Here is a 12,932-nt window from a genome sequence, read left to right as displayed (position 1 = left end):
TCCGTACTCATTATCATCTTGGCCCTCCCGCCTTGCGCACCGCGCAAGCACTGATGAGACTCCCGATGAGCAAGATGACCCTGTCCGTGGCGTTGATGCTTGCCCTTGCGGCGCCTGTTGCCCTGGCCCAACCCGCCCGTGAGGAAAAGATGGACACCTCGCTGCTGCAGCGCCAGGACCTGGCTTACCGCTTCAGCCACCTCGACCTGGATTCGGCAGACGGCCAGCGTCATTACCGGTTGTGGATCGGCACGCCGGATCGCCCGGCACCTGCTGCAGGCTACCCGGTGCTGTGGATGCTCGATGGCAATGCCGCACTGGGGGCCTTGCACAGCGACCTGTTGAAATCACTGGCCGCAGGCCAGGCGCCGCTGCTGGTAGCGGTGGGCTACCAGACCGAGCAGCGCATCGAGCGCACAGCACGTACCTTTGACTACACCCCGCAGGTACCCGACCAGGCGCAGCAACGTGATCCCCTGACCGGCCAGCCCAGCGGTGGCGTGGATGCGTTCCTCGACCTGCTTGCACAACGCATGCGGCCGATGGTGGCTGGCGTGGCACCGATCGATCCCCGGCGCCAGACCCTGTGGGGACACTCCTACGGTGGCTTGGCGGTGCTGCATGCGCTGTTCACCCGGCCTGGCGAGTTCAGCGACTACGCGGCGGCCAGCCCTTCGCTGTGGTGGCATGACGGCGCGATCGTTCGCGAGACGCGCGGGTTACAGCAGCGCTTGGGCGACAACCGCCCGCAATTGTTGCTGATGCGCGGCAGTGAAGAACCGTCCAGCCCCCGCGCGCCGGTCAAAGGCGACGTGGAACAGCCCGCACGGGCGCTGGCGGCCGATCTGGCCAAGGTGCAGGGGTTGCAGGTTCGCTTCGAGCGGTTCGAGGGATTGGGACATGGGCCGATGTTGCCGGCCTCCCTGAAAAGAGTGATTGAAGGCATGTCCCGATGAACGCTGTATTGGCTCGACCCACCCCTCCTGTGGGAGCGGGCTTGCCCCGCGACAAGGTCCAAATAACGCCATAAATTTGGCGCCAATTACCCATCCCCCTGCTTTTATCGCAAAACGCCATAAGACCGTTCGTAGTTTTTTGACGAATTTCGAAAAATAATTTTCGATACTGGCACAAACACATCCCTGCGCGAGTTCGCCCTTTATACACAGGGACGAAACTCCTGCGTGCCATCAAATTGAAAGTAGTGGCACTTTAAAAAATATTTAAAAATCTTTCACGGCCATTGAACCGCCCTCGGAACTTATCCCCTCGCCCATCGCTCATACCACCCGTAACGATTCTCGAGCGATATGTGAGAGATGACCTACAGCACTATTGGAGTGGCACCATGATTGTGCAACCCAATAACTTTGAGTTGAATCTCAATAACTGACCTTCCGTTGAAGCCAGGAGATCCGCGCCCCAGAAAATCGTCCTAGTGGTTGATTTCAAAAGGTTTATCCAATTGAAAGAGCAAGCACTGCAGCGTCGGATAACCGCACTGCAATAAAGACGGCTGCATTTAAGGGCACGCCCATAATTATTGGCCATTGGCTGCCAACTTTGAGTGCACACAACTTTGCACTCCACATTTATATGCCTGCGCACGGTGAAGTGACATCTTTTTGCCACAACTCCGTTCGCCCGGAAACTGCTGGTTAATCAACCCGGTCTGGCTCTGCTAGTTGAGCCGGCATGATAAACACATGAGGTGATAGCGATGCGTATCAGCATCTTTGGTTTGGGTTATGTAGGTGCAGTCTGTGCTGGCTGCCTGTCCGCACGGGGTCATGAAGTGATTGGCGTGGATGTGTCCAAGACCAAGATCGACCTGATCAACCAGGGCAAATCGCCAATTGTCGAACCCGGGCTGGAAGCACTCTTGCAACAGGGCATCGACAACGGCCGCCTGCGTGGCACCACCGACTTTGCCGCAGCGATCCGCGACAGCGACCTGTCGATGATCTGCGTCGGTACGCCGAGCAAGAAGAACGGTGACCTGGGCCTGGAATACATCGAGTCGGTGTGCCGCGAAATCGGTTTCGTGCTGCGCGACAAAGCCAGCCGCCACACCATCGTGGTACGCAGCACCGTACTGCCGGGCACGGTGAAGAACGTGGTGATCCCGATCCTCGAAGACTGCTCGGGAAAAAAGGCCGGCGTCGATTTCGGCGTGGCGGTAAACCCCGAGTTCCTGCGCGAAAGCACCGCGATCAAGGACTACGACCAGCCGCCGATGACTGTTATCGGTGAACTGGACCGCGCCAGCGGCGATGTCCTGCAATCGCTGTACGAAGAACTCGACGCCCCGATCATCCGCAAGGACATCGAAGTGGCCGAGATGATCAAGTACACCTGCAACGTCTGGCACGCCACCAAGGTCACCTTCGCCAACGAGATCGGCAACATCGCCAAGGCAGTGGGCGTCGATGGCCGCGAGGTGATGGACGTGGTCTGCCAGGACAAGGCCCTGAACCTGTCGCAGTACTACATGCGCCCAGGCTTCGCGTTCGGCGGATCGTGCCTGCCCAAGGACGTGCGTGCCCTCACCTACCGCGCCAGCAGCCTGGACGTGAAGGCGCCGCTGCTCAACTCGCTGATGGCCAGCAACGAGTCCCAGGTGCAGAACGCCTTCGACATCATCGAAAGCCACGACAAGCGCCGCGTCGCGCTGCTCGGCCTGAGCTTCAAGGCCGGTACCGACGACCTGCGCGAAAGCCCGCTGGTGGAGCTGGCCGAACGCCTGATCGGCAAGGGCTACGAGCTGAACATCTACGACAGCAACGTCGAGTACGCCCGTGTCCACGGCGCGAACAAAGACTACATCGAGTCGAAGATCCCGCACGTCTCGTCCCTGCTCAATGCCGACTTCGACCAGGTGATCAAGCACGCCGATGTGATCGTCCTGGGCAACCGCGACGAAAAGTTCCGCACCCTCGCCCAACAGGTGCCCGAAGGCAAGCAGGTCATCGACCTGGTCGGCTTCATGAGCAAGGCCACCTCCCCACTCAGCCGCACCGAAGGTATCTGCTGGTAACCCGGCAGGCGCGGGGCCTTCGGGCCCTGCGTCCCTTCACTTTTCCCACTGGATACGGATGCAGAACATGCTAAGGCTCAAGCACGGCCTGCTACAGGTCGCCGGTTGGTTGTTCTACGTGAGCCTGCTCATGTTGATCGCCCTGGCCTTGCCCAACTCCATTTTCGACCCCGAATCGAAGGACTTCATTTTCCTCATCGGTGCCGTCGGTATCTGGCGCTATTCCATGGGTGCCACGCACTTTGTGCGCGGCATGCTGTTTCTCTACGTGGTCTACCCGATGCTGCGCCGCAAGGTGCGCAAGCTGGGCAGCGCCGCCGATCCATCGCATGTCTACCTGATGGTCACCAGCTTTCGCATCGACGCGCTGACCACCGCCCAGGTCTACAGCTCGGTCATCCGCGAAGCCATCGACTGCGGCTACCCGACCACCGTGGTCTGTTCGCTGGTGGAAATGTCCGATGAGCTGCTGGTCAAGAGCCTCTGGGAAAAATTCAATCCGCCAGACCGCGTCACCCTGGACTTCGTGCGTATCGCCGGTACCGGCAAGCGTGACGGCCTGGCCTATGGTTTTCGCGCCATTTCCCGCCATCTGCCGGACGAAAACGCCGTGGTCGCGGTGATCGACGGCGACACCGTCCTCGGCGAAGGCGTGGTACGCAAGACCGTGCCCTGGTTCAAGTTGTTCGGCAATGTCGGCGGCCTGACCACCAACGAATTCTGCGAAGTGCGCGGCGGCTACATCATGAGCGAGTGGCACAAGCTGCGCTTCGCCCAGCGCCACATCAACATGTGTTCCATGGCCCTGTCCAAGCGTGTGCTGACCATGACCGGTCGCATGTCGGTGTTCCGCGCTGCGGTGGTGACCAACCCCGAGTTCATCGCCGACGTAGAGAACGACTCGCTGCAGCACTGGCGCCTGGGCCGCTTCAAGTTCCTGACCGGTGACGACAAGTCCAGCTGGTTCAGCCTGATGCGCCTTGGCTACGACACCTTCTACGTGCCCGACGCGGCCATCAATACCGTCGAGCACCCGCCCGAAAAGAGCTTCATCAAGGCCAGCCGCAAGCTGATGTACCGCTGGTACGGCAACAACCTGCGCCAGAACTCACGGGCCCTGGGCCTGGGGATTCGCCGCCTTGGCCTGTTCACCAGCGTGGTGCTGTTCGACCAGCGCGTATCGATGTGGACCAGCCTGCTGGGCCTGACCGTCGCGGTCATCGCCAGCCTCAAGTTCGGCCCGGCGTTCCTGTTGGTGTACCTGCTGTGGATCGGTATCACCCGCCTGATCCTGACGATCATGCTGCTGTGCTCGGGCCACAACATCGGCCCGGCCTACCCGCTGATTCTTTATTACAACCAGATCGTCGGCGCGATCATGAAGATCTACGTGTTCTTCCGCCTCGACAAGCAGTCCTGGACCCGCCAGCCCACTGCCCTCAAACGCGACCTCGCCAGCTTTCAACAATGGTTCAACACCTGGTCTTCCCGGACCATGACCTTCTCGGCGGCCAGCATCTTCATTGCTGTGCTGTTCATGGTCGTGTGAGCCGGAACCCGATTGGATTAAACAGGAACAAATCGCCATGAATACCGCCGTGAACGTCAATGTCGTGCATGAGTCCGAAGCCCAGCGCCAGCATGCCCGGGTGCGCATCCCGGCCAAATTGCGCTACCTGGGAGCCAACCGGGAAACCCTGGAAGTGAAGGTCGACGACCTGTCTGCCGGGGGCCTGAGCTTCCACGCCAAGCACCCGCTGAAAGTCGGTGATGTCATGCGCGGTCGCCTGCAGTTCACGGTCGACAAGCTTGGCCTGGCCATGGACATCGAGTTCCAGGTGCGCTCCTTCGACCCCTCCAGCGGCCGCACCGGCGTGCAATTCCAGAACCTTGAACCGCGCGATATCGCCACCCTGCGCCACCTGATCACCTCGCACCTGTCCGGCGAGCTGATCACCATGGGCGACGTACTCAGCACCCTGCAGCGCGACAACTTCACCAAGGCGCGCAAGCAGAAAGACGCCAACGGCGGTATGAGCGCCTTCGGCCGCCTGCGTGCCGTGACCTTCAGCCTCGGCGTGTTCGTGGTGGGCGTGGCCGCCTTCGGCTTTATCGCCAAGTCCGTGTATGGCCTGTACTTCGTCAGCCACGCCCAGGCCGGTGTGGTCAGCGTGCCGACCACCAACGTCACCATGCCCCGCGATGGCACCGTGCAGAGCCTGGTCGAAAGCGGCGGCATGGCGGTCAAGGGTGCGCCCCTGGCCTCGTTCAGCACCAGCATGCTGGACATGCTCAAGGGCCACCTGGACGACCAGCAGCTTGAGCCTGCCAAGGTCGAGGAGCTGTTCGGCAAACAGCTGAGCGGCACCCTGACCAGCCCCTGCGACTGCGTGGTCGCCCGCCAACTGGTGGACGACGGCCAGTACGCGAGCAAGGGCCAGGTGATCTTCCAGCTGATCCCGCGCACCACCACCGCGACGGTCGAAGCGCGCTTCAGCTATCGCCAGTTCGACGACGTCAAGCCCGGCGCCCGCGTGCACTTCACCGTGGCCGGCGACGACGAGCGTCGCAGCGGCCTGATCGTCAGCAGCACCAGCCTGAACAGTGAAGATCTGTCGTCGGACATCCGCGTGCAGATCAAGCCTGACGACGCCCTGCCCAGCGAACTGGCTGGCCGTCCGGTAGCGGTCGACAGCAACCGTGGCCCGTCGCTGGACTGGCTGATCGACAAAGCCGTGGCCCGTGGGCTCTAAGGGAGGCATAACCATGACCTTCACTCACTTACCTGTAGGAGCGGGCTTGCCCCGCGATGACAATACCGGCCTTATCGCGGGGCAAGCCCGCTCCTACCTGGCACTCGCCCTGGCGATCACCCTGGCCGGTTGCGCCGGCCTGCCCGACCAGCGCCTGGCCAACGAAGCGCTCAAGCGCGGCGACACCGCCCTGGCCGAGCAGAACTACCGCCAGCTGGCCGACCTTGGCTACAGCGAGGCCCAGGTGGGCCTGGCCGATATCCAGGTAGAAACCCGGGATCCGGCAAAGCTCAAGGAAGCCGAAGCCACCTACCGCGCCGCTGCCGACATTTCGCCCCGTGCCCAGGCACGCCTGGGCCGCTTGCTGGCCGCCAAGCCGGGCGCCACTGAAGCCGAGCGCCAGGAAGCCGAGACCTTGCTCAAGAAGGCCTTCGCCAACGGCGAGGGCAACACCCTGATCCCGCTGGCCATGCTGTATCTGCAATATCCGCAGAGCTTCCCGCGCATCAATGCCCAGCAGCAGATCGACCAATGGCGCGCCGCCGGCTACCCGGAAGCGGGTCTGGCACAAGTGCTGCTGTACCGCACCCAGAACACCTACGACCAGCATCTGGCCGAGGTGGAACAGATCTGCAAGGCCGCACTGGCCAGCACCGACATCTGCTACGTGGAACTGGCCACTGTCTACCAGAAACGCGGCCAGCCCGAGCAGCAAGCGGCGCTGATCGAGCAAGTGAAGAGCGCCTACCAGCGCGGCGTTATCCCGGCCACCCGGGTCGACAGCGTTGCCCGCGTACTGGCCGACCGCACCCTGGGCCAAACCGACGAAAAAACCGCCCAGGCCCTGCTCGAACAGGTCGCGCCGGCCAACCCCGGCTCCTGGGTGAGCCTGGCGCAACTGCTGTACGACTTCCCCGAGCTCGGCGACACCGACAAATTGATGGAATACATCGACAAGGGCCGCGCCGCCGAGCAACCGCGCGCCGAACTGCTGCTGGGCCGCCTCTACTACGAAGGCAAGACGGTACCTGCCGATGCGCAAAAGGCCGTGACCCACCTGCAAAGCGCCGCCGACGCCGGTGAAATCAGCGCCCACTACTACCTGGGCCAGCTGTATCGCCGCGGCTACCTGGGCAAGGTCGACCCGCAACTGGCCGTCGACCACCTGCTCACGGCTGCCCGTGGCGGCCAGCTCAGCGCCGACTACGCCCTGGCCCAGCTGTTCAGCGAAGGCCACGGCATCCGCCAGGACCTGGTCAACGCCTGGGTCTTCAGCCAGCTGGCGCAAGCCAACCCCAGCGAGCAATCACAGGCGCTGGCCGCCCAGCTCGACCAGCAACTCACTCCACCGCAAAAGGCGCAGGCGCAGCGCCTGCTGCAGCAAGAGCGCCAGGCCCGAGGTGCCATGGGCCCGGGCAGCGGCGCCCTGGCCCTGCAGGCCGTGCGTGAAACCGAACAAGGCGAGGACTCCCTATGACACTCAATCCGTGGATGAAAGCCGGTGTAGGCCTGGGCTTCGCCCTGCTCTGGTCGTGCCCGACCCTGGCGGCCATGACCGCCGAAAAGAACTTCGGCCTGGATGTGAAAATCACCGGCCAGTCCGAAGACGACCGCGACCTGGGCACCCGTTCCGGTGGTGACGTCAACGGCGTGGGCCTGGACCTGCGCCCGTGGGTGTACGGCGAGCGCGGCAACTGGAGTGCCTTCGCCATGGGCCAGGCGGTGGCTGCCACCGATATCATCGAGACCGACACCCTGCGTCAGTCCGGTGACGAGGCCGAAACCGACAGCGGCGGTGCAGACGGTCGCGAAGCCGACAAGAGTTACCTCGCCATGCGCGAATTCTGGGTCGGCTACAGCGGCCTCACCGCCTACCCCGGCGAGCAACTGCGCTTCGGTCGCCAGCGCCTGCGCAACGAAGACGGCATGTGGCGCGACACCAACATCGAAGCGCTGAACTGGACCTTCGACACCACCCTGCTGCGCGCCAACCTGGGCATGGCGGAGCGCTTCAGCGAATACCGTACCGATCTCACCGAACTGGCCCCCGAAGACAAGGATCGCCTGCACGTCTACGGCGACGTCGCCACCCAATGGACGCCCGGTCACTGGGTCGGCCTGCGCGCCCACCACACCCATGACGACGGCAACCTGAAGAACCCCGGCGAGACCGTCGACCAGCTCGACAAGACCCGCACCGGCGACCTCACCTGGCTGGGTCTTGAGGCCAACAGCGACGCCTACAACTGGCGCAACCAGAACCGCGTCAACTACTGGGGCAGCATGACCTGGCTGACCGGTGATCGCGACAGCCTCAACACCACCACGGTCAACGGCGAGCAGGTCGCCAGCGGCAAGCAGAGTGGCGACGTCAATGCCTGGGCCACCGACCTCGGCATCCGCCTGCGCCTTGACCCCAACTGGCAGGTCGGTGCCGCCTACGCCCGCGGCAGTGGCGGCGGTGGCAGCGACGGTTCGAGCAACTACGAGCAGACCGGCCTTGAGAGCAACCGCTCCAACTACACCGGCACCCGTTCGCGCGTTCACCGCTTCGGCGAGGCCTTCCGCGGCGAGCTGGGCAACCTCCAGGCCGCCACGCTGTTCACCTCCTGGCAACTGCGCGACGACTACGACGCCAGCCTGATCTACCACAAGTTCTGGCGTGTCGATGGCGACCAGAACATCGGCAGCAGCGGCATCAACGCCGTGGTCGAGGACAACGGCATCAACCGCCCGTTGATCCAGGGCGAGAAAGACCTCGGCCAGGAAGTCGACCTGGTGGTCACCAAGTACTTCAAGCAGGGCCTGCTGCCTGCAGCCCTGAGCCAGTCGATCGACGAGCCATCGGCGCTGGTGCGCTTTCGTGGCGGCGTGTTCAAGCCGGGTGACGCCTATGGCAAGGAAGCGGACTCCTACATGCACCGCGCCTTTGTCGACGTGATCTGGCGCTTCTGATGCCTGGAGTGCACTGATATGAGCCTTCAAACCAACACCCTGCACCGCTTGCTGGCCGGCTCCCTGCTGCTGGCCAGCAGCATCGCCCTGGCCAACAGCCAGGCGCCGGTGCCGGTGGCCAAGGAACTGCAGCAAGCCAAGACCTATACGGTCAGCAGCGCGCCGATAGAACCGTTGCAGATTCCGGCACCGACCCTGCCGGACCTCACCGGCTATACCGCCGAGGCCGTGCAGAAAAAGATCCAGCGTGCGCACAAGGGCAAGGTATCGGTGCGGCGCATGCTGCAGGAAACCGCGCTCAAGGAGTTCATCGGCGGCGACAACAAGATGGCCGAGTGGGTAGCCCGCCAACACGGCATTCCCCAGGCGATCTTCATCGACGACGGCCATGTGAACTTCACCGAACTGAGCAAGCGGGTGCCCAAGCAGTACCTGAGCGAAACATCGCCGGGGGTGTACCTGGCGCGTCTGCCGATCGTGGTCGGGGAAAAGGGTGTGCTGGAGATCGACGGCAAGGTCAAGGAACTGCGCCTGTCCCAGGAAGGCGGCTCGTTCATCGTCAACGACGGCAAGCTGTTCGTCACCGATACCCAGGTGACCGGCTGGCGCGAGAAAGACAATGGCCCGGCCACCTTCCGCTCGCCGAAGGAATTCCGCCCGTTCCTGCTTTCGTGGGGCGGCACCGAGACCTACATCGTCAACACCAAAATGGCCAGCTTCGGCTACGCCAAGAGCAAGTCGTACGGCGTGAGTATTTCCCAGTACACGCCGAACATGGCCAAGCAGATGAACCGCCCCGAACCCACCGGCTGGATCATCGGCTCCGAGTTCAGCGACATGTGGTACGGCTTCTACTGCTACGAGACCAGCGACTTTGTGGTCAAGGACAGCATCTACCGCGACAACATCGTCTACGGCATCGACCCACATGACCGTTCGCACCGGCTGATCATCGCCGGCAACACCGTCCACGGGACCAAGAAGAAGCACGGGATCATCGTCTCCCGCGAGGTCAACGACAGCTGGATCATCAACAACAAGAGCTACGACAACAAGCTCTCGGGCGTGGTGATCGACCGCAACAGCGTCAACAACCTGATCGCCTACAACGAGATCTACCGCAACCACACCGACGGCATCACCTTGTACGAAAGCGGCGACAACCTGATCTGGGGCAACAAGCTGATCAGCAACCGCCGCCACGGCATTCGCGTGCGCAACAGCGTGAACATCCGCCTGTACGAAAACGTCGCAATGGCCAACGGCCTGGTGGGTGTGTACGGGCACATCAAGGACCTCTCCGACACCGACCGCGATATCGCCCTGGACCCGTTCGACACCAAGGTCTCGCTGATCGTGGTCGGCGGTGAGCTGGCGGCCAATGGCAGCGGCCCGCTGTCGATCGACTCGCCGTTGAGTGTTGAGCTGTACCGGGTGTCGATGCTGGCCCCGAGCAAGGCCAGCGGCATCAGTTTTTCCGGTGTGCTGGGTGAACGCCAGGACGAGATCCTCGACCTGATGGTGCGCCAGCAGAAAGCCGTATTGATCGACCCGGTCGAACGCCAGACCGAAATGGCCGAATGAGGATGCCTGACATGACCCCACACCTGATCAAACTCCTGGGCGTAAGCGCCGCCCTGCTGGCCATCAGCAACGGCGCCAGTGCCGATACCGTACAGGCGCCGACCTTCACCGCCGAACCGTGCTGCCAGTTGTGCCCCGCAGCCCACGACGCCAGTCGCTACACCACCCGTTACCAGCAGAACTTCACCACCCTGGTGCAAGCGCAGGGCGACTGGTTGTTCCGTACTCGCGAAGACCTGCGTACCGAATTCAACACCACCCCGGCCGGCTACAAGCGCCTGCAACAACTGCACGACGCCTTCAAGGCACGCGGCATCGAACTGGTGGTGGTCTACCAGCCGACCCGTGGCCTGGTGAACCGCAACATGCTCAAGCCTGCCGAGAAGGCCGCGTTCAACTATGAGAAGGCCCTGGGCAACTACCAGGCCATGCTCGCCCGCTTCAGCAAGATGGGCTACAACGTGCCCGACCTGTCGCCGCTGACCAACGAGCAACTGGCAGCCGCAGACCAGGGCAAGGATTTCTACTTCCGTGGCGACCAGCACTGGACGCCCTACGGCGCCGAGCGCGCGGCGAAAATCGTTGCCGACACCGTGCACAAGATGCCGGCCTTCGAGGGTATTCCCCGGCGCGAATTCGAAAGCCACAAGTCCGGGCGCATGGGCAAGGCCGGCACCTTGCACAACGTCGCCGGGCAGCTGTGCGGCACCAGCTATGCGGTGCAGTACATGGACCAGTTCACCACCGAGCCCAAAGGCGAAAGTGGCAGCGACGACCTGTTCGGCGACAGCGGCAACCCGCAGATCACCCTGGTCGGTACCAGCCACAGCGGCAAGAACTACAACTTCTCGGGTTTCCTCGAGCAGTACATCGGTGCCGACGTGCTCAATGTCGCCTTCCCTGGCGGCGGCCTGGAAGGCTCGATGATCCAGTACCTGGGCAGCGACGACTTCAAGAACAACCCGCCCAAGATCCTCATCTGGGAATTCTCCCCGCTCTACCGCCTGGACCAGGAAACCATCTGGCGGCAGATGCTCGCCCTGCTCGACAACGGCTGCGAGGGCCGGCCCGCCCAGATGCACGCCAGCGCCACGCTCAAACCGGGCAAGAACGAACTGATGGTCAACGGCAAGGGTGGCGTGATCAAGGACCTGGTCAACGGCCGCCACCAGCTGGACATCAAGTTCGAGGACACCTCGGTCAAGGTCCTGCAGGCCACCCTCTGGTACCTCAACGGCCGTCATGAAGACGTGAAGATCGAAAAGCCCGAGACCTCCGACACCGATGGCCGCTTCGCCTTCCAACTGCGCGAGGACGAAGACTGGGCCAGCCAGACCCTGCTCGCCGTGGAAGTCCAGGGGCCGCAAAGCGGTACCCAGAAGGTCGAGGCCACGCTCTGCAAACGCAGCATTTGAGGTGCTTATGAACAACTTCACACCTGTAGGAGCGGGCTTGCCCCGCGATAGCAATACCGGCCTTTTCGCGGGGCAAACCCGCTCCTACAAGGCACTCGCCTTGGCCCTGGTGCTGTTCGGCCCCACCGTGCACGCCGCAGGCCTGGTTCCACCCCAGGGCTACTACGCCGGGATCGAAAAACTCAAGACCGGCCCCAGCGACTACACCTGCGAAGCCGTGCCCAAGCCCTACACCGACAAGCTGCAGTTTCGCAGCAAGTACGAAGGCTCCGACAAAGCCCGCGCCACCCTGAACAAGGCATCGGAAAAAGCCTTCCGCGACTCCACCGCCGGCATCACCACCCTTGAGCGTGGCGTCAGCAAGCAGGTGATGCAGTACATGCGCGACGGCCGCCCCCAGCAGCTCGACTGCACGCTGCAGTGGCTCGGCAGCTGGGCCCGCGCCGATGCGCTGATGTCCACCGACTACAACCACACCGGCAAGTCCATGCGCAAATGGGCACTGGGCAGCCTGAGCTCGTCCTGGTTGAAGCTCAAGTTCTCCAACTCCAAGCCCCTGGCCGCGCACCAGCAAGAGGCCGAGCTGATCGAGAAATGGTTCTCGCGCCTGGCCGACCAGGTGGTCAAGGACTGGAGCGACCTGCCGCTGGAAAAAATCAACAACCACTCCTACTGGGCCGCCTGGTCGGTCATGGCCACCGCCGTGGCCACCGACCGCCGCGACCTGTTCGACTGGTCGATCAAGGAGTACCGCGTGGCAGCCAACCAGGTCGATGCCCAGGGTTTCCTGCCCAACGAGCTCAAGCGCAAGCAGCGCGCCCTGGCCTACCACAACTACGCCCTGCCGCCGCTGGCGATGATCGCAAGCTTTGCCCAGGCCAATGGCGTGGATGTACGTCCGGAAAACAATGGCGCACTCAAGCGCCTGGGTGACCGGGTGCTGTCCGGGGTCGAGGACCCGAGCCCGTTCAAGAACAAGAATGGCAAAAAGCAGGACATGCACGACCTGAAGATCGACAGCAAGTACGCCTGGCTCGAACCCTGGTGCAGCCTTTATCGCTGCAGCGCCGATGCGTTGGAGAAAAAGCGCGACATGCAGCCGTTCAAGAGCTTCCGCCTGGGCGGCGACCTGACCCGGGTCTACGACCCGCAGGCCGAGTAGAACCTGTAGGAGCGGGCCTGCCCCGC

At 62.9% G+C, this 12,932-nt stretch carries 9 protein-coding genes; all 9 read left to right on the top strand.

The window, feature by feature from the left end:
* Nucleotides 1–65 precede the first annotated feature (65 nt).
* The 9 genes from NPS58_RS08365 to NPS58_RS08325 all read left to right on the top strand — a co-directional run bounded on the left by NPS58_RS08365 (nt 66) and on the right by NPS58_RS08325 (nt 12,906).
* Complete coding sequence (locus NPS58_RS08365) at nt 66–956, top strand: alpha/beta hydrolase (protein ID WP_274115005.1); 891 nt, start codon at nt 66–68, stop codon at nt 954–956.
* Between the two features lie 764 nt (nt 957–1,720).
* Entirely contained in the window at nt 1,721–3,037 is a 1,317-nt protein-coding gene (locus tag NPS58_RS08360) for a nucleotide sugar dehydrogenase (RefSeq protein WP_274115004.1), read from the top strand.
* Nucleotides 3,038–3,104: 67 nt separating this feature from the next.
* The gene (alg8, locus tag NPS58_RS08355) at nt 3,105–4,586 is read left to right on the top strand and encodes a mannuronan synthase (RefSeq protein WP_425313032.1); all 1,482 of its coding nucleotides are present in this window, start codon (nt 3,105–3,107) and stop codon (nt 4,584–4,586) included.
* Nucleotides 4,587–4,623: 37 nt separating this feature from the next.
* Entirely contained in the window at nt 4,624–5,790 is a 1,167-nt protein-coding gene (locus NPS58_RS08350) for an alginate biosynthesis protein Alg44 (protein WP_274115002.1), read from the top strand.
* Nucleotides 5,791–5,803: 13 nt separating this feature from the next.
* The gene (gene algK / locus NPS58_RS08345) at nt 5,804–7,267 is read left to right on the top strand and encodes an alginate biosynthesis TPR repeat lipoprotein AlgK (protein WP_274115001.1); all 1,464 of its coding nucleotides are present in this window, start codon (nt 5,804–5,806) and stop codon (nt 7,265–7,267) included.
* Nucleotides 7,264–8,745, top strand: coding sequence for an alginate export family protein (locus NPS58_RS08340; protein WP_274115000.1), 1,482 nt, complete (start codon nt 7,264–7,266; stop codon nt 8,743–8,745). The genes algK and NPS58_RS08340 overlap by 4 nt, the downstream gene beginning before the upstream one ends.
* A gap of 18 nt (nt 8,746–8,763) precedes the next feature.
* Nucleotides 8,764–10,329: a mannuronan 5-epimerase AlgG gene (gene algG, locus NPS58_RS08335; protein WP_274114999.1), complete on the top strand. Its 1,566-nt coding sequence runs from the start codon at nt 8,764–8,766 to the stop codon at nt 10,327–10,329.
* An 11-nt stretch (nt 10,330–10,340) separates the two neighbouring features.
* Nucleotides 10,341–11,744, top strand: a complete 1,404-nt coding sequence (locus NPS58_RS08330; RefSeq protein WP_274114998.1) for an alginate O-acetyltransferase — start codon at nt 10,341–10,343, stop codon at nt 11,742–11,744.
* Between the two features lie 7 nt (nt 11,745–11,751).
* The gene (locus tag NPS58_RS08325; RefSeq protein ID WP_274114997.1) at nt 11,752–12,906 is read left to right on the top strand and encodes a mannuronate-specific alginate lyase; all 1,155 of its coding nucleotides are present in this window, start codon (nt 11,752–11,754) and stop codon (nt 12,904–12,906) included.
* The last annotated feature ends 26 nt before the right edge of the window (nt 12,907–12,932 follow it).

It is taken from the genome of Pseudomonas putida, from assembly GCF_028682455.1.
GTDB classification, from domain to species: Bacteria; Pseudomonadota; Gammaproteobacteria; order Pseudomonadales; family Pseudomonadaceae; genus Aquipseudomonas; species Aquipseudomonas putida_AA.
Note: the sequence above shows the minus strand (reverse complement) of the source record. Positions and strands in the feature narration are given on the sequence as shown.